Here is a 16,972-nt window from a genome sequence, read left to right on the forward strand (position 1 = left end):
ATAGAAATTATGAGGAGGTCAAGATAAAGGCTAATAATTATTAACTTTTTATTATACTTTACTTAAAATTGATTAAATATATCAGTATGAGAAGATATAATAAAGACCGATATACGAAGAGCAACTTCAAAAAGAGCAAGGAATCCACAAGACGAGGAACGAAAGCCGTTACTTAATATGTGAGTACTGCAGTACTTGTAGGATGACGTAGCCAATTTTTGAAGTTGATCGAGTATATTATAATTGTCTTTGTTCGTGAATTAGCTCAAAAACTTCAACTGTGTCTCCTTCTCTAATATCTTCGTAATTTTCAAATGCTATACCACACTCATATCCTTCTCTAACTTCTTTAACTTCATCTTTAAAGCGTTTTAAAGTTTTGAGTTTTCCTTCATGAATGACTACATTATCACGTAATAAGCGTACGCCCGCTCCTTTCTTAATAATCCCTTTAGTTACATAGCTACCAGCGATTTTGCCGACTTTGGTAATATTGAATATTTGTCTAATTTCTATACTTCCGATATATTGCTCTCTAACGATCGGATCAAGCATACCGCTCATAATGGTTTTTATGTCATCAATTAAATTATATATTATACTATAATATCTAATATCGACTTTTTCTTTTTCTGCAGCAGTTAAAGCATTTGCCCCTGCTCTAACGTTAAAGCCGACAATAATAGCCGAAGAAGCATGTGCAAGAGATACATCGGATTCCGTTATCGGACCTATGCCACTATGAAGTATACGAAGCTTTATCTCATCACTCGGTAATTTTAATAAGCTACCTGAAATAGCTTCAACCGACCCTTGGACATCACCTTTAATAATTAAAGGTAATTCCTTAATTTTACTATTACCGGAAGCTTTTAAAAACAAATCTTCTAAACTTGAACGCGGTGCAATAGATATTTTCTTTTCTTTAGCAAGACGCATTCTATATTCAGCTATATCTTTTGCTTGTTTCTCATTTTGTACTACGTTAAATTTATCACCGGCAAAAGGTACTTCGTTTAAACCTTGAATTTCTACAGGAACAGACGGAGTTGCTTCTACTATTTCTAGCCCCTTATCATTAGTCATCTTTTTAACTTTACCGTAAGAAGTACCGGCTATTATAATATCACCGTTTCTTAAAGTACCTCGCTGAACTAATATAGTGGTTAGTGTTCCTCTTCCTTTTTCAATTTTTGACTCGATTACAACACCGGCAGCTGAACCGAAAGGGCTTGCCTTTAAATCCTGCATTTCTGCAATTAATAAAATTGCTTCTTCAAGTTTATCTAAGTTAATTTTCTTTAGTGCTGAGATAGGAATAACCATAACGTCACCACCTGCCTCTTCGCCGATAATTTCGTGGACATATAATTCGTTCTTTACACGCTCAATATCAATATCAGGCTTATCAATCTTATTAATAGCTACAATTATAGGAACGCCCGCTGCTTTCGCATGATTAATTGCCTCAACCGTTTGCGTTTTGATTCCATCATCTGCTGCGACCACTATAATAACTATATCCGTTACTTTAGCACCTCTTGACCGCATTTCTGAAAAAGCTTCATGCCCGGGAGTATCAATAAAAGTAATTGCTCTACCGTCTGCAAGAGTTACTCTATAAGCCCCGATATGTTGGGTAATTCCGCCTAGCTCACCTGCAGCAATATCTGTAGATTTAAGAGCGTCAAGCAATGAGGTTTTACCATGATCGACATGCCCCATTACCGTCACAACCGGTGCACGTGTTCTTAAATTTTCAACCTTATCATCACTAATTAAAATATTTTCAACATCTGATTCTTGAACTCTTTTTACCGTATGCCCTAAATTTGTTGCAACTAGTTCTGCCGTATCGGCATCTATTGTTTGGCTAGCATTTGCAAGGATACCGAGTTTCATTAATTCTTTAATTACACCAGCCACTCTTTCAGACATAGCATTTGCAAGATCACCGACTCCGATAACTTCCGGTATAGTCACTGCTCTATATACTTTCTCAGGTGCTTGTGATACTAATTTACGTTTTTCTTTTTCTCTAGCTCTTTTTATAGAAGCAAGACTTCTAGTTCTACCGCTGCCGCTTTCGTCGTCACTAAGCATATTGAAAAGATCAGCTTTTTTGAATTTTTTTGGTTCTTCTAGCTTAACCTTTGGTGCGACTACTTTACTCCCTGATGTTTTATCTAACTCTTTCTCTGATTCTATACCGTAACGTGTTTGCATTCCTACTAAAAGAGACTTTACAAAAGTTTCTTCTTTCTTTTTAGGTATTTGTGACGGTATATCTTCATCAGCTTGAACGATTTTAGCTCTAACTTCTACTTTATTTTCTTCAGTATTTTGCTGTTTTTGTTCAACTTCTTTATCAGTTTCTAGCAGTTCTATTTTTGAGTTAGCAGACTGGTTAATACTTGCAAGTTTACTTAAAGTGCTTATTTGTGAAAGGTCATTTAATTTAGATTGCTCAGCAGCTTTTTTAAGAATAGATAAACGTCTGTTAAATTCTTCCTTATTAGCATCAATCACAGTTTGATCTAAGCTATTTCTTTCTTTATTTAATGAAAGGGTAGTAGTACTACCGGTAGAGCTTTTCCTAACTTCTACTAGCGTTTTAGATTTAGCATTAACAAAGCTTTGAGCTCCTGTAAGAGAGTCAAAAGACTTATTAAGCGATAATTTTGAATTGCCAAGTGTCAACTTTTTGGGTTTGATTTCCTGGTTATCCGTCATATTTAAAACCTTTGTGTTTCTGTTTTTTCCATCTACTACTTATTATGTCATTCCCGCAGAAGTGTTGTTGCGTGGATCAGTTTTTTTTCGTCATTGCGAGGAAATTGCATAGCAATTGACGAAGCAATCTAGTAAAAATTCTGATTTACAGAATTTTTTTAATTATTTTCTAGATTGCCACGCAGCCTACGGCTGCTCACAATGACGATTTAGTATCCATGCAACAATATTGCTTTTAGCTAGGAACGACATACATTCCCATCCTCTAACTATCCTTTAATTCACCATGCTGTCTAGCAGTTTTAATCAGCAATTTAATATTTTCGTCCGTTATATTAGAATTTGGAGCTAAATTTTTAAATTCATTTACGCTCATCTCTCCTAAATCTTCTATGGTCTTTATACCATATTCAGCAAATTTTAATATTAATTCAAGCGGTAATTCTAATATATCTATTAATTCTTGCTCAACTCCCAGCTCCTCTAGCTTTTTGATAATCTTTTCATTTTTAAGGTCGACGTAATTAATAGCTCGATTTTTGATCTCTACGGCAAGTTCTTCCTCAAAGCCTTCAATTCTTGTTAAAGTACTAATCTCACTACCGGCAATTTGTTCTACTGAATTAAATCCCGTTACTGATAAAAGCTGACCTATAACTTCTTCAACATCTAAAGCTTCCATAAATAATTCCGTAGAAGTTAAGAACTCTTCATTTCTTCTTTTTGATTCTTGCTCTTCGGTCATTATATCGATATTCCAACCTGTAAGCTTAGAAGCTAAACGAACGTTCTGCCCTCTTCTACCTATTGCAATACTTTGATTTTCTTGCAAAACTACTACTTCTACCTTATGCCTATCCTCATCAATCAAAATTTTTGCGATTTCCCCGGGTGCAAGCGGTGCAAGAGCATTAACTATAAACTGTGCAAGATCATTACTCCATAATACTATATCAATTTTCTCTCCGTTTAACTCATTTGTTACGGCTTTTACTCTATTACCTTTAATACCTATGCATGAACCTACGGGATCTATACTACTATCCGAAGCAAATACCGCTATTTTTGCTTTTGAACCGGGATCACGTGCTACTGATTTTATTTGAATAATATCTTCAAGCATTTCAGGTACTTCTAGCTTAAATAGCTTAACCAGCATTTGGTTATCTACTCTCGACAAGAAAATCTGCGGTCCTTTTGTTTCTTGCCTTACATCCTGTACATATGCTTTTATACGATCATTAGGTTTAAAATTCTCACCCTTAATTAATTGATCTTTTTTTATTATTGCTTCAGCACGACTCAAGTCAACTATTATATCACCGTATTCTATTCTCTTAACTATCCCGTTTATAATTTCGCCTTTTCTATCTTTAAAGTCATGATATTGTTTTTCACGTTCAGCTTCTATAACACGTTGAGTTATAACTTGTTTTGCAGCTTGAGCCGATACTCTAGCATGATCAATCGGCGGTAAATATTCATATATCTCATCACCGATTTTAGCTTCCGAATTCTTTATTAAAGCTTCTTCAAGTGAGATTTGCGTTAAGTAATCTTCTACATTTTCTACTATTTTTAAGATCCTTAAAAGATTTATCTCACCGGTTTTCCTATTTATCTGAGCTTTAATATTATATTCATTACCGTATTTTTTTCGTCCTGCTACTTGTACCGCTTGTTCAACTGTTGAAATCAAAATTTCTTTTGATATTCCTTTCTCACGAGCTACAGAATCTATAATTTGTAAAATTTCTACATTACCTATATTAGACATACATTATCTCTTATTGCTTTAGGTTCTGTGAAGATTTCTAAATACTTCTTCAGTTAAAACTAGATTAGCATTTTTAATTAAATCATAATCAATTAGTACTTCTTGTTCTTCACATTTTAAATATATTTTATTATTTTCGGCTTTAATTATTTTACCCTGATAACGAGTTTTGCCGTTCAATAATTCTTTAAGTTTGATTTTAACTTCTCTTCCTAAAAATCTATTATAATTTTCAAACTTTACTAACGGACGTTCAAGACCGCTTGATGCTACCTCTAAAGAATATGCGTCTTCTATTAAATCTTCAACATCTAGAATAGTGGAGATAGTCCTGCTTGCTTTAGTACAATCTTCCACAGATACTTTTTCGCTGTTTAAGCTATCAATCAATATCTCGACTACTTTAGGGTTAACACCTTTAAACTTAACAAGAACTAACTCAAATCCCATATCCGTCAAGGATTCTTCTATTACATTTGTTATTTGTTGTTCAATAGTTTGCATATTTGATATTTATAACAAAAAAGGTGGGATAAACCCACCTATCTATAATTTTTATAATGCTTATCCGTAACGAAAATACACTAATTAGAATATATAAGCAATATTTAACTTTATATTTTTATAGCAATACCAAAAAACCACAATTAGATTATTTTAAAATATTCTTATAATTTATCTTTAATCTCGTTTATAGTTAGTCTCTGTTTTTTCAATTGTTGAATTTTTTTGCATCGCTCAAGTGCTTCTTTAGAATAAAGTTGATAATTTGAATCGGTAATATCGGCAATTTCAAGCAACCCTGCCTTAGTCCAAAAGCGGATTGTGGAAACATTTTCGTTAACGGCTTTAGCTAGTTCCCCAATTTTCATTAATCTTTCTGATTTTTCAATATCTGACGGCTCTTTGCCCATTATTGCCTTTAAGTAAATATCAAGTGAACGGTTAGCTGCGTTATAAATAATCTTTTGATATTTTTCTTTTGAACCGCCAAGCTGTGCAGTTTCTAAAGACGTAATATAAGGCAATCGTTCTTGAGGTCTTATAATTGCAGGTGGATAGCCTTCTATAATTAAAATTAAATTCATTAATAGACGTGCAGTGCGACCGTTTCCATCTGAAAACGGATGAATTGTTATGAGTCTATAATGAGCTTCCTCTGCAAGCTCAACTGGATGAATATTTTTACCTCCATTTAACCAACTTATAAAATCCGTCATTAATAAGGGTACTTTTGCAGGATTAGGCATTATCACACTAGAGCCTGAAATACGTACGGATACATTTCTATAATGACCTGCATTATAGTCATCAATACCATGTAGAATTGCTGATGTATTGCCAAAATATCTTTTTCGGTGATTTCGTAATATTTCTTTTTAGCAAGTTTGTGGATCATATCTAGAGCTTTTGCATGGTTCATAGCTTCTAAATGTTCTACTAATGCTTTACCTCCTATAGTTAAACCCTTTTCAATAACTATAGCAGTCTCCTTGCGGGATAAAGTATTTCCTTCGATAGCATTACTTGTATAAGTTAATTCTACTTTAAACCATTCCTCTAAGTTTTTAGTTAATTCAGAACTTAATGGACGCAAATCATCTAGTTTCTTCTTTTTTTTTATCTAAAAGATCATATCTCATAAACATAAAGTATTAAGTGTTACTGAATACTTATGTCATTCTTATTTAATTATCAAGGCTTAAAATGTCCCGCTATTAAAAACTCTTTATTCCCTTTAGCCCCTAGTATTGGACTTTCTATTATACCAAATATTTTAAAATTATGCTCTTTCTCAAGCCAATCTTTGATTTTATCGCATACTTTTTGATGTAAGAGAGGATTTTTAATAATTCCTCCCTGCTCTACTTCATGCTTTTCGACCTCAAACTGCGGCTTTATTAAAGCAATAAGCATGCAATCTTCTTTAGCTAAATTTAGTGGAGTCGGTAATATAGTAGTTAAACTAATAAAACTGGCATCACAAACAATTAAATCAGGCTTCGTTGTTATTTGTTTATCGGTTAAATATCGTGCATTAGTCTTCTCAAACACTTTAATTTGTGGATTGCCCCGTAATTTAGGATGAAGTTCGCCATAACCGACATCTACGGTAAAAATTAATTTTGCTTTACGCTCAAGTAATACTTCGGTAAAACCACCGGTGCTACTACCTATATCAATACAAACTAAATTTTCAGGATCAATTTTAAAATAATCCAAAGCAGCAATTAATTTTAATGCCCCTCTTGAAACATAATTATGCTTCGGTAGCTTTACCTTAATGTCGGTATCATTTATATTAACCTGCATCCCGGGCTTAATTAACTGCTCATGTTTGTTATGTACTTTACCTTGAATAATCAAGCTTCGTGCTATGGTAATATTTGTTACAAAACCTTTTTGCAGCAAATATTCATCAAGCCTTATTTTAGTCATTTTAATATCTGGCTAATTCTTTCTAATGGAATTAAATTAGTATTTAAAAAGCTACCGTCTTGTGTTCCATTATAAACTAAATAATTTTCAATATTAGGATCAAATTTAGAAAAATAGGTTAGATTCTTAATAAAATCTTTCTGCAAAGTGGAATTAAATTTAATCTCTATCGCTTTGATCTTACCTCCCCACTCACCAATACAATCTATTTCATGACCTGTTTTATCTCGCCAAAAATAAAAATTCGCCGGTAATCCTAAATTTAATCTACCTTTTAAAAGCTCTAATATAACTAAATTTTCATATAATGCTCCTTTTAGGTAATGAGTTTCTAATTGTTTATCTTGTTCAAGTCCTAACAAATTACAAGCAAGACCGGTATCGTAAAAGTATAATTTCGGCATCTTTATAAGTCGCTTGTTAAAATTTTTATAAAATGGCTGAAGAAAAAAAATAATATAGCTCGCTTCAAGTATGTTAAGCCACTGCCTAGCCGTAGTATGTGAAATACCGCAATCTTGGGCCAAAGATGAAAAACTTATAATCTGCCCTATTCTACCGGCACATAACTTTAAAAAATTATGAAATTGATTTAAATCACCGATATTTTTTAGTTGCCGTACATCTCGTTCAATATAAGTCTGAATATAGCTTTGGTAAAAACGAATTGTTGGTATATTTAAACTATGTAAAGAAGGGTATCCCCCTTTAAATATAGAAGTTAAAGGATTTTCTATTTTTTGAATTTCAGCTAAGCTAAGAGGCAATAAAGTAACCATACCCACACGCCCTGCAAGAGATTGAGTTATCTTATGATTAAGGGCAAAGTTCTGAGAACCGGTAATTACATATCTTCCTTTTTGAGGTGAGTCATCTACTACCCCTTGTAAATAAGATAATAGCTCAGGTACATGCTGCACTTCATCAAAAATAGCTCCATCATAATATTTAGATAAAAATACACGCATATCTTCTTTCGCTTGCATTCTAATATCTAAATCTTCTAACGACACATAAGGTAAATGAGGGAATAACATTTTAGCTAGAGTCGTTTTTCCTGATTGTCTAGGACCGGTAATACCGACTACCGGAAAAAACTGAGCATATTGCTCTACTACTTCTTCTATAGAACGCTGAAACATATCTATACCTATCTAATTGAATTTTATAGTTTCAATTTAGCATATAGTGATTTAATTTTCAAGAATTACCGCTTAAACCCTAACTAATATATGTCTTTTTTTACCGGCAGAGAGCTTTATAACATTTTTATCGAGTAAAAAAGTAGTATTAATTATCATATTCTCATCTGCAACTAACTCATCATTTATCTTAGCTCCCTTTCCTCTTATAAGTTTGCGTGCTTCTGACTTAGAGCTAGCAAGACCTGCTTCGTGAAATAACTCATATGCACTAATTCCTGATTGTAATATTTCCGGTTCTAAAACGACTGTATGCAGATTTTCATCGATTTCTCCTTGTTCAAATATCTTTACTGCAGTTTCTAGAGCTGATTTTGCTGCTTGCTCTGAATGACAAAGCTTGGTTAACTCATAAGCTAGTTGCTTTTTAGCTGCATTAATATCTTCAGCCGCTAAGCTCTCAAATTTATTAAGCTCTTCAGAAGTTAGCTCACTATATAATTTAGCAAATCTAATTACGTCAGCATCCTCGCAGTTACGCCAATATTGGTAATAATCATACGGGCTTAGTAGATCTTCATTAAGCCATACTGCTCCCGCAGCAGTTTTACCCATTTTAGCACCTGAGCTAGTCATAAGTAGCGGCGTCGTCATACCGAATACTTCTTTACCGCTTATTTTACGGATTAAATCCGCTCCCATTACGATATTGCCCCATTGATCGCTACCGCCAAGTTGCAAGCTGCAATTATAATGCTTGCTTAAATAGTAAAAATCATAGGCTTGCAGCAACATATAGTTAAATTCTAAGAAGCTTAAATGCTGCTCACGCTCAAGCCTTAGCCTTACTGAATCCATAGTCAGCATGCGGTTTACCGAGAAATAGCTACCGAAATCCCGTAGGAAATCTAGATAATTAAGGGAATCTAACCACTCTGCATTATCCAGCATAATAGCATCACTTTTACCGTCACCGAACTTGATAAACTTTGACAATGACTTTTTTATACCTTCAGCATTTTTAGCTATATCTTCTTTGCTTAAAATTTTACGTGCTTCGTCTTTCCAAGTAGGATCACCGATTTTACTCGTACCGCCGCCGATAATTACAATAGGCTTATGTCCGTGCTGCTGAAGCAATCGCAGGATCATTATCTGCATTAAACTACCGATGTGAAGCGATGTAGCAGTACAATCAAAACCTATATAAGCAGCTATTTTTGTTTCTTTCATTATACTTGTTAACCGATCTAAATCGGTACATTGATGAAAATATCCTTTGTTTATAAATTCTTCTATAAAGGTCATATATTATTTCTTATTTTTTTAAAAATTCTTTTTTTGCTTTTCTACTAAGAAACAAAGTCTTAAGGAAAACAGTATTTTCGTCTTCTTCTACACATGGCACAGCATATACTTGATCAATCATTCTAACGTATAAAATTTTCTGACCTTTATATTTCTCTTGATTATGATGTAATTTAATAGCTAATAAATTACCATCAGCAATCGACTGTATTATTTCTTCAAAGCCTATATTTCGTTCAAATAATAATTTAGCGTTCTTTTCATGATTATATCTAAATTTGATCATGGTATTTAGAGTTTAGTAGCGTCTGAATGAATTAGCATATTAAGATAGGTTTGATAAGGCAAACCATGCTTAGAAGCTTTAATTTTTATTGCTTCTATGTCATGTTCTGCAATTCTAATAGTAATAGACCGCTTTTTATTAAGATGTGCTTTTGCAGACTTTTGAAATAATGCAATGAGAGCCGGATCATCAATTTTTTGCTGCTTTTCAAAATTATTTTCAATATCTTGTTCATAAGAATCTAGTTTAATACTCATCACACAACCATTTTCAATGTTTAATTTATTATAAATAATGTAAGTACTTTGTCAATACTTGATATATTAGACTACCCTGCGGATGGTTCTAAATCAGTACATTGGATTTTGTGAAGGAAATTTAATCTATTTTTTAGTTCTCTTTGTATCATAGGAAGTAAAATATAAATTAAAACAGGTAATAAAGCAAATTTAAGCAAAAGTGTAAAATTCAATAATATTATTGAATTTTTTATTATAGGAAAAGTTTTATAAAAAAAGAATAACATAGTAAAACTAATAATTATACCTATAGTTTTTTGAGCATTATTTAAGATCAAATCAGAATTATATTTAAAGCAAATATATACGATACCATAACCCACTAAAGTTCCTATTGGTAATAAAAGCAGTAAGGGACAAGGATTGTCTTTCCATAAAAAGAAACATATACCTATCACAAAAGCCAATGTACAATAATAAGATTTAGCACTATTTTCCCATCTACTTATTTGTGCTGGCATAAAATTACTTCTATAAACTAAAATAATTAACACTCCAAAAATCATACCGCCTATAACATCATATATACTATGTACTCCAAGATATAGGCGTGAAAGCATAATATTAATAATCATTGCGATAGATATTATTTTTAACGTTTTTGAATTAAATGATAAAAATATTATCATAAAGAAAACAGTAGCCACCTGTACATCTCCACTAGGGAAACCAAATGATCCATCATTAATAGGTAACATATGTAATGTACTAAGCGGGCGAGGAATAGAAAAAGCCTTTTAAATAATAACATTCAATAATGTTGCAAATGATATAAGCCAGCCTAAATCCAAAAATAATCTATTTCTTGGATTTAACCAGTAGGCAATCGCAATAATTGTAATGTAAAAATAATCACTAGCGAAAAAAGGAAATATTTTAAACCAGCTAGTTAACATTTCACTTCTAAAATTCAATATCCATTCAGGATTTATTTTAAATAACATCATTACATATAATATTTTTTAGAATAGTATAGACATAATCACATATAAGATAGACGGTCAATGATAGAATATGTTTATTAGGTACTACAGTAAAAAATTTATTAATTTTTTAAGAATTATTTAATATTTTCCCTTGACATGTGACAGTCTATTAGTGTATAATGCACTTAAGACAAAAAAGAAACTATCAATAACGCATTATAATATTCAGTTAGGAATATATTAATTGATTATTACTTTTTTAAGTAAAAATTAAATTTAATCAAAATTTTTAAAGGGGAAAAATTATGTTTAGCTATCTATTTTCAAAAAATACAGTTTCTAATAACATATCACCTGAAAAAGTAGTAAATAATTCGACTACATATGCAGGAGTAAAAGTTTCTGAAGCAACATATAACTACTTTGCAAGTGCTACAAAACATTTTGCAGACGCCACAACAGTTGCTGCAAGCTGCGGAAGCTTATGCTACTTACGCTGCTAAAACAGCTGTTCAAGGTATTCTTGGACTCTGTGCTTACAAAGAATTTGCCGCTGAAGTTAATGACCGGACATGCATTTGGTCTCGTTATGCCTGAAGTTGTAAAAACTGTAGTAGGTACAGCTGCGAGTGCTATTTATCACTATCCTATAGCTGTTATGGCAACCTTTGTCACAGCAGCAGTTGTAGCTTCACCGGAAAATGCAGCAGAGTTCGCATATCACGATGCAGCTGGTATATTCAATGCAGCCGCAGGTGTTGTGGAAATCTTATTTATGATAACTTACCAAGCTACAGCGAAGTAACTCCAGTAGATCTAACCGGTAGCATGGAAATTGCATGGGTAGATGCTGTTGCATAAATCTCTAAAATAGCTAATAACTAAAAAAGCTGATTATGTCATTCCTGCAAAACAGGGGCGTTGTTGCATGAATCGGTGTCATTCCCGCTTTCGCGGGAATCCAGTAACTAAAAGATACAAATATATTTAATTTTTCATATTAAAAGCTCAAATAATTTCGCTTTTTTCTGGATTCCCGCTTCCGCAGGAAAGTATTGTTGCGTGGACCAGTAAAATCCACTGTGTCACCCCGTGGCTTGACCATGGGGTCCATAAAAACAATTTAAAATACTAAATTATTAGTATTTTAAGCTGGATCTCGCGATCAAGTCGCGGGATGACAACGGAAAATCGATCCACGCAATAATGCCACGCGGGAATGACATAAAACGATCCACACAATAATACCTCTTCCCTCCCAAAAATCTCTCTAAAATATTCTTCCGTGCTTTTTAAGTAAAAATTTAATGATATTTAACTTAGTTTAATTTAAATTAACTTGTTAACAGCATTAAATAATAGTTTAATAGAATTAATAAACGGTCAAGTCGCTCAAATGAATATGGGCGAGAAAAAAATTTGGTTAACAATATTATATATATATCCGACAAATTATATGAAGATATAGTTATAAACGGAAATAATGGGCTTAAAGATCAGCTAGTAGTAAATATAATTAGACCTGAAATAGCAAAAGCTTTTGGTAATCTTAAATTTAATTTTAAAGCTGAAGATGGTTATAATTATGAAATAACAACTTTAGATAAAAATAAACTAACACCGGAAAATATAGAGAATTTTACTAAAGCAGTAGATAATAAACTTAAAGAGGTGAATGATAGATTAATACTCAATGAGAAAATATTTAAGGGTTTAAAACAAACCAATCCTTCCATTACCGATACTCAAACTAAGCAATATCAAAATGCTTTATCTAAATTAGATATAAAATATTTGGAGGAACATAAAGAATAAAGTGGTTGATTCATTAAAACATCTTCATAAAACAACAAAACTTTCAATTCTTGATCGAATTATTACAACAACTAAAGGACAAGATAAAGAAGAATATTTAGCTGAAAAAGTAGAAAAACTGGCAGTTAAAACGTTTATTAATACTAAGCCTAATCAAGATAATAAGTCTATAATTAATAAAGCTGAAAAAACTAACATTAAAGAAGTTTTAAGTCAACCGTCTCGAAATTTACCTAAAACTATAGAACAAATCAAAAAAATGCAACAAACTTTTAAAAATTATCCAATCACTCAAAGCTCTATATAATCTCCAAAATCTACTCCTTTTTTTAAAAAAATAGTTCAAAACAACATGAAAGATAATTTTCTTCAACCGATAAGATATTGACTCAAATTTTGTAAGGTTCACCTATGCTGTCATAGTACCGGACAGTTTTTGAAAAGCCCTCGATGTCATCCTTGCGAAGGCACATGAATGTCAACTTAAGAGAGGTGTCATACCGTGGCTTGACCACGGTATCCAGAAAAATAACTTAAAGCACAAGTTATTTCTACATTTTCTTGGATCCCGTGATTTATTCACGGGATGACATTGAGTAATATTTCGCTTAAGTTGACACCCATGTGCGAAAGCAGGGATCCAGGCTAAAAAATCTTGATTTTAAAGATTTTCTTATTATATCGTTTTTTTAAAGGTAAAACTTTTAAAAAAGCTTTAAGCACTGGATTCCTGCTTCTAGCTAGGAATGACATAGAATAAAAATTGTCCGGTTACCTTACTGATCTCTGTTATATTTTATAATAATAAAATTTTATTTCGTTGTTTTTAAATGCATCTTTTTTATTCCTAAAACCCTTTTTCAAAGAGCTACAGGAAAAATTAATATTACCGACTTGAGCCGTGTCCGGTCCTTCATTTTTTATTTTCTCTATATCCTTACTACTTGGTACTACAACGGCAATATGGCCCTGCTCTTTTTGGATTAGCATTTTTATATACGGATACAACAAAATATCCTTGATTAGCAAACTTTTGTGCTTGAATAAAACTATCATCATGATTTCCTGCTTTAACAAAATTCCATCCGTTCTTTATTCCGTCTGTTTCAAGCCACTCAGCTTGCTTATTTGATAAAGTAGGTATAAATTTCTTTATCGCTTTCAGGATGAGGAAGTAGAGACTTATTTGGAAGACCTAAGGCTACACTAACAGCATACGCAAAACAACTGCAATGATTCAAACGCTTTAACTTAGGAGAGTTATATTTTTCCGTTTCTTCTAATAAAGTTTCTCCTGACTTACAATTTATTACATTACCTTTCTACCACTTTTCCTTAACATTTAAAGAGTTAATTACCTCTAAATTTTTTTTAGCACTTTCCGATATGATTGTCTGCTTGTGCAGTCATATTAATACAAAGTAAGTAAATTATAATTAATTTTATTTTATTCATTTTTTTCTCATGTTAATTTATGAACCTCTATATACAATATATAATATGATAATTCAAACTATTAATTGTAATTTCTTATATTTTATTATTTAGAAAAATATAAGAACACTCTATGTTTCTTGACAAATGCTATGCTTTTATATATGCTTCTTCGTATGTTAGCAACAAGAAATAAGACTTAGAAATTAAGCACTAAATTTACTTGAAGCTTAGCACCCGTAGCTCAATTGGATAGAGTATATGACTACGGATCATAAGGTTAGGGGTTCGACTCCTCTCGGGTGCGCCATTCTTCATTTTTTGGTATTTCTACAAACATATCAAACGGCGGATGCAACATAAAGTCAAGCTTTTCAGGTTTTAATGTTTGGTTAGCAAATACTAAATTTACTAAATTGCGTTTTTCTATAATTGTCGAACTTTTGAAAGTTTGGTATGCATTTGCAGCTATTTGTATTAGGTCTATCACTCTTAAACTATTTTCTGCCACCAAGTCTCTAAACTAAGCAGCTTCTCTCTTTCTTCTAAATAGTAAATTTATCACCTTATAAAAAAGAAATATTGATAATTTAATTAAGCAATAAGCTGCCTTAATTTCGTTCATCTTTAATTGTGGCAGTGGGAAGTTTCAAGCATCAATATTGCGGCAAAAGTTAAACCGAGGCGAATACGCAAACGCCGCTAACGCGTTACTGCGATGGGTGCATGTTAAAGGCGGTATTAAACTGCAAGGCTTGGTTAAACGTCGGCAACTAGAGAGGTTCATTGTTTTTAAATGAAGCAGGCACAGCCTCAATTGCTAATGAGATTCCCATTACTTCAAATGTAGTCACTGATTGTTTAAAATAATTAACTAATGTACTAAATTATAGATTATAATTATTACTATTTATTAAAACTTCTTATTATTTCCTTTAATTCTTTATATACTCATAAATTCTTTAAATCAACTTCTACTCATTTATTCATATGTCTAGTTAAATTTCTATTGCATTCTTAAAACTCCTTATTATGATTCTGTCTATAAGCTCATTTTTAATAAAATATTAAAATTTATAGAATTTAATAAGGATAAAGATATGAAAGAACTAATAGAATTTCTAGACAAAAGAGGATTAAAGGATAAAGCAGATAGTTTAAGAAAGGGTGGTACGATGCTTGCTCTTGGAGGGGGAGACATAGGCGAGCAAGGTGCAAGGGAACTAGCTAGAACACTTAAAGCTAATAACTCTTTAACGGAGCTTTATCTTTCTAATAACAACATAGGCAAAGTAATTTTATGAGGAGTAGGTACAGCCTATTTCACTAAGGTCTTTACAGTGAGGGTAATCTTTAATATTTAATATAATAAGGCATTCCAAAAATTTAGTATCAAGATCTTAATGGATTAAGCTATACTATCTTTTTAGATAGGTTTAATTTTAAAGCTTCATCTAAAATATAATGCTTGTTCATATTTACTTGCATATTCTCTACTTCATAATCTGCTTTAAAATAATCAGCTGAGCTTGATTTATTCTGCTCTATAATATTTCTGATATTTCTAATTAGTTTAGTTTTATCACCGTTACTTCGTACAAACATTTCGGTAACACCACCCCAGCTGGGAATTAAACCGACACCAAGTTCTACAAGTCCTGTGTTAAGTTCCTGATTTGCTACAATATAGCTTGAGTGCAATAGCAGCTCACACCCGCCTCTAAGTGCTACTCCTTTGGCACAACTAACAATATGAGTCCCCGAATATTTTAAGTGCAACACAGTTTGTTGCCCAACTTTTAATAAATTTTCTAGATCATGAAAATTGTCGTCTTCAATATAGGAAAGAAGAAGCTTTAAATCCGCACCGGCAGAAAAATTATTTCCTTGCGGATAAATATAAAGATTCTTACCATCATTTTCGGCTTTACTTACCGCTTCTTGAAGTAAGTAAAACACATTATGATTTAAACAATTCATTTTTGTAGTAATCACAAAAATTAAATTCTCACGATAATTTATTAGCTTTGCAGAATCGTTTTCTAATACTATCTGACTTTCTTATAAAATATCTTGGTGAGAATTAAATTTTTGTTTATCAATTTTTTGATATTCTTTATTGGCTAAATATTGCGGAAGTGGGATATGCACTACACCGGCATTTTTAGCTACAAATTCCCAGCCGTCTTTAGCCGCTTATAGTCAATAACTCAAAAGGACCGTATTTCCAGCTATAACCAAGCTTCATAGCAGCATCAATATCATAAATATTATCCGGTAAATTTTCTTTGAGCCTTTTAAGAGGTAATGTAGAGGTATTAGAAGCAATAATTGTATCTTCTTTAAGATAAGAGATAATCTTATTATATAATTGGTGTTTGATTTCTAACTTCTCGACAATAACTTCAATAACTAGCTCACATTCTTTAATTAAATCCAAATCATGTTCTAAATTACCGATGGTAATGAAATTTACTTTATCTGGAAAAGACAAAGGAGGAGGTTTTTGTTTATGCAAATTTTCTACGGCATTTTTTACTATTTTATTAGGATCATCGGAATCTTTAGCGATAATATCAAGTAGCACTACTTTATGAGAGGAATTAGCAATTAAAGCCGCAATCCCTGAACCAATAACACAAACTTTTTTTATTTCATTTTGCATAAGTTACTTCACTCCTGATGGTTTTGTTTAATCGTCATTGCGAGCGAACGTAGAGAGCGTGGCAATCCCAGGAATTTTGTACTGTTTTATGAGATTGCCACGTCAAGGCTCCGCCTTTCCTCGCAATGACGATCTACGTCATAGCAAC

At 32.3% G+C, this 16,972-nt stretch carries 21 protein-coding genes and 1 tRNA gene; 7 read left to right on the top strand and 15 right to left on the bottom strand.

Going from position 1 to position 16,972, the window contains the following annotated elements; genetic code table 11:
• Positions 1 to 237: 237 nt before the first annotated feature.
• The 11 genes from infB to RAS_RS04965 form a co-directional block, all read right to left on the bottom strand.
• On the bottom strand, positions 238 to 2,733 hold the full coding sequence (gene infB, locus RAS_RS04920; protein WP_147142893.1) for a translation initiation factor IF-2: 2,496 nt from the start codon (positions 2,731 to 2,733) through the stop codon (positions 238 to 240).
• 265 nt (positions 2,734 to 2,998) lie between these two features.
• A complete protein-coding gene (gene nusA / locus RAS_RS04925) occupies positions 2,999 to 4,510 on the bottom strand; it encodes a transcription termination factor NusA (protein WP_147142896.1) in 1,512 nt (503 codons plus the stop codon).
• An 18-nt stretch (positions 4,511 to 4,528) separates the two neighbouring features.
• Positions 4,529 to 5,014 (bottom strand): ribosome maturation factor RimP, encoded by a 486-nt coding sequence (rimP, locus tag RAS_RS04930; protein WP_147142899.1) that lies wholly within the window; start codon positions 5,012 to 5,014, stop codon positions 4,529 to 4,531.
• A 164-nt stretch (positions 5,015 to 5,178) separates the two neighbouring features.
• Positions 5,179 to 5,838, bottom strand: coding sequence for a Fic family protein (locus tag RAS_RS09855; RefSeq protein WP_332094819.1), 660 nt, complete (start codon positions 5,836 to 5,838; stop codon positions 5,179 to 5,181).
• A complete protein-coding gene (locus RAS_RS09860; RefSeq protein ID WP_232049144.1) occupies positions 5,763 to 6,107 on the bottom strand; it encodes a Fic family protein in 345 nt (114 codons plus the stop codon). Before RAS_RS09860 ends, RAS_RS09855 begins: the two co-directional genes overlap by 76 nt.
• 98 nt (positions 6,108 to 6,205) lie before the next feature.
• Complete coding sequence (locus tag RAS_RS04940; protein ID WP_147142902.1) at positions 6,206 to 6,949, bottom strand: TlyA family RNA methyltransferase; 744 nt, start codon at positions 6,947 to 6,949, stop codon at positions 6,206 to 6,208.
• Positions 6,946 to 8,091, bottom strand: a complete 1,146-nt coding sequence (locus RAS_RS04945) for an ATP-binding protein (RefSeq protein ID WP_147142905.1) — start codon at positions 8,089 to 8,091, stop codon at positions 6,946 to 6,948. The genes RAS_RS04940 and RAS_RS04945 overlap by 4 nt, the downstream gene beginning before the upstream one ends.
• Before the next feature lie 72 nt (positions 8,092 to 8,163).
• Positions 8,164 to 9,399 (bottom strand): tyrosine--tRNA ligase, encoded by a 1,236-nt coding sequence (gene tyrS / locus RAS_RS04950; RefSeq protein WP_147142908.1) that lies wholly within the window; start codon positions 9,397 to 9,399, stop codon positions 8,164 to 8,166.
• A gap of 10 nt (positions 9,400 to 9,409) precedes the next feature.
• A complete protein-coding gene (locus tag RAS_RS04955) occupies positions 9,410 to 9,685 on the bottom strand; it encodes a hypothetical protein (protein WP_147142912.1) in 276 nt (91 codons plus the stop codon).
• Between the two features lie 5 nt (positions 9,686 to 9,690).
• Positions 9,691 to 9,942, bottom strand: a complete 252-nt coding sequence (locus RAS_RS04960) for a CopG family antitoxin (protein WP_010422161.1) — start codon at positions 9,940 to 9,942, stop codon at positions 9,691 to 9,693.
• A gap of 71 nt (positions 9,943 to 10,013) precedes the next feature.
• A complete protein-coding gene (locus RAS_RS04965; protein WP_232049145.1) occupies positions 10,014 to 10,682 on the bottom strand; it encodes a phosphatase PAP2 family protein in 669 nt (222 codons plus the stop codon).
• Positions 10,683 to 11,215: 533 nt separating this feature from the next.
• Here RAS_RS04965 and RAS_RS04970 point away from each other — a divergent pair.
• From RAS_RS04970 to RAS_RS04985, 4 genes are all read left to right on the top strand, one after another.
• On the top strand, positions 11,216 to 11,413 hold the full coding sequence (locus RAS_RS04970; RefSeq protein WP_232049146.1) for a hypothetical protein: 198 nt from the start codon (positions 11,216 to 11,218) through the stop codon (positions 11,411 to 11,413).
• Positions 11,414 to 11,499: 86 nt separating this feature from the next.
• A complete protein-coding gene (locus RAS_RS04975; protein ID WP_232049147.1) occupies positions 11,500 to 11,715 on the top strand; it encodes a hypothetical protein in 216 nt (71 codons plus the stop codon).
• A 614-nt stretch (positions 11,716 to 12,329) separates the two neighbouring features.
• Entirely contained in the window at positions 12,330 to 12,725 is a 396-nt protein-coding gene (locus RAS_RS04980; protein ID WP_197734668.1) for a hypothetical protein, read from the top strand.
• A 1-nt stretch (position 12,726) separates the two neighbouring features.
• Entirely contained in the window at positions 12,727 to 13,032 is a 306-nt protein-coding gene (locus RAS_RS04985; protein ID WP_147142915.1) for a hypothetical protein, read from the top strand.
• Positions 13,033 to 13,514: 482 nt separating this feature from the next.
• Here the strand turns inward: RAS_RS04985 and RAS_RS09865 are convergent, their stop codons facing one another.
• The gene (locus RAS_RS09865) at positions 13,515 to 13,715 is read right to left on the bottom strand and encodes a hypothetical protein (protein ID WP_232049148.1); all 201 of its coding nucleotides are present in this window, start codon (positions 13,713 to 13,715) and stop codon (positions 13,515 to 13,517) included.
• 677 nt (positions 13,716 to 14,392) lie between these two features.
• Here RAS_RS09865 and RAS_RS04995 point away from each other — a divergent pair.
• Positions 14,393 to 14,469: transfer RNA gene (locus RAS_RS04995), tRNA-Arg, on the top strand.
• Here RAS_RS04995 and RAS_RS05000 read toward each other — a convergent pair.
• Positions 14,440 to 14,670 carry a recombinase RecB gene (locus RAS_RS05000; RefSeq protein ID WP_147142918.1) on the bottom strand — a complete coding sequence of 77 codons (231 nt, stop codon included), beginning with the start codon at positions 14,668 to 14,670 and terminating at the stop codon, positions 14,440 to 14,442. The two genes, RAS_RS04995 and RAS_RS05000, sit on opposite strands and share 30 nt — an antisense overlap.
• 103 nt (positions 14,671 to 14,773) lie before the next feature.
• On the opposite strand from RAS_RS05000, the gene RAS_RS05005 reads away from it, so the two are divergent.
• Positions 14,774 to 14,959: a glycoside hydrolase family protein gene (locus RAS_RS05005; protein ID WP_147144064.1), complete on the top strand. Its 186-nt coding sequence runs from the start codon at positions 14,774 to 14,776 to the stop codon at positions 14,957 to 14,959.
• A 300-nt stretch (positions 14,960 to 15,259) separates the two neighbouring features.
• Entirely contained in the window at positions 15,260 to 15,463 is a 204-nt protein-coding gene (locus tag RAS_RS05010; RefSeq protein ID WP_147142921.1) for a hypothetical protein, read from the top strand.
• A 109-nt stretch (positions 15,464 to 15,572) separates the two neighbouring features.
• On the opposite strand, the gene RAS_RS09870 is transcribed toward RAS_RS05010, so the two are convergent.
• Together RAS_RS09870 and RAS_RS09875 are read right to left on the bottom strand one after the other, a co-directional pair.
• Positions 15,573 to 16,154 carry an enoyl-CoA hydratase/isomerase family protein gene (locus RAS_RS09870; protein ID WP_232049150.1) on the bottom strand — a complete coding sequence of 194 codons (582 nt, stop codon included), beginning with the start codon at positions 16,152 to 16,154 and terminating at the stop codon, positions 15,573 to 15,575.
• 193 nt (positions 16,155 to 16,347) lie between these two features.
• Positions 16,348 to 16,824, bottom strand: a complete 477-nt coding sequence (locus RAS_RS09875; RefSeq protein WP_232049151.1) for a 3-hydroxyacyl-CoA dehydrogenase NAD-binding domain-containing protein — start codon at positions 16,822 to 16,824, stop codon at positions 16,348 to 16,350.
• Between the last annotated feature and the right edge of the window lie 148 nt (positions 16,825 to 16,972).

Source organism: Rickettsia asiatica (genome assembly GCF_007989425.1).
GTDB lineage: Bacteria > Pseudomonadota > Alphaproteobacteria > Rickettsiales > Rickettsiaceae > Rickettsia > Rickettsia helvetica.

Excerpts from the sequence above, each read along its gene's own strand:
- infB (WP_147142893.1), bottom strand. The coding sequence starts at position 2,733 with ATGACGGATAACCAGGAAATCAAACCCAAAAAGTTGACACTTGGCAAT.
- nusA (WP_147142896.1), bottom strand. The coding sequence starts at position 4,510 with ATGTCTAATATAGGTAATGTAGAAATTTTACAAATTATAGATTCTGTA.
- rimP (WP_147142899.1), bottom strand. The coding sequence starts at position 5,014 with ATGCAAACTATTGAACAACAAATAACAAATGTAATAGAAGAATCCTTG.
- RAS_RS04940 (WP_147142902.1), bottom strand. The coding sequence starts at position 6,949 with ATGACTAAAATAAGGCTTGATGAATATTTGCTGCAAAAAGGTTTTGTA.
- RAS_RS04945 (WP_147142905.1), bottom strand. The coding sequence starts at position 8,091 with ATGTTTCAGCGTTCTATAGAAGAAGTAGTAGAGCAATATGCTCAGTTT.
- tyrS (WP_147142908.1), bottom strand. The coding sequence starts at position 9,399 with ATGACCTTTATAGAAGAATTTATAAACAAAGGATATTTTCATCAATGT.
- RAS_RS04955 (WP_147142912.1), bottom strand. The coding sequence starts at position 9,685 with ATGATCAAATTTAGATATAATCATGAAAAGAACGCTAAATTATTATTT.
- RAS_RS04960 (WP_010422161.1), bottom strand. The coding sequence starts at position 9,942 with ATGAGTATTAAACTAGATTCTTATGAACAAGATATTGAAAATAATTTT.
- RAS_RS04965 (WP_232049145.1), bottom strand. The coding sequence starts at position 10,682 with ATGTTACCTATTAATGATGGATCATTTGGTTTCCCTAGTGGAGATGTA.
- RAS_RS04970 (WP_232049146.1), top strand. The coding sequence starts at position 11,216 with ATGTTTAGCTATCTATTTTCAAAAAATACAGTTTCTAATAACATATCA.
- RAS_RS04975 (WP_232049147.1), top strand. The coding sequence starts at position 11,500 with ATGCCTGAAGTTGTAAAAACTGTAGTAGGTACAGCTGCGAGTGCTATT.
- RAS_RS09865 (WP_232049148.1), bottom strand. The coding sequence starts at position 13,715 with ATGCTAATCCAAAAAGAGCAGGGCCATATTGCCGTTGTAGTACCAAGT.
- RAS_RS05010 (WP_147142921.1), top strand. The coding sequence starts at position 15,260 with ATGAAAGAACTAATAGAATTTCTAGACAAAAGAGGATTAAAGGATAAA.
- RAS_RS09875 (WP_232049151.1), bottom strand. The coding sequence starts at position 16,824 with ATGCAAAATGAAATAAAAAAAGTTTGTGTTATTGGTTCAGGGATTGCG.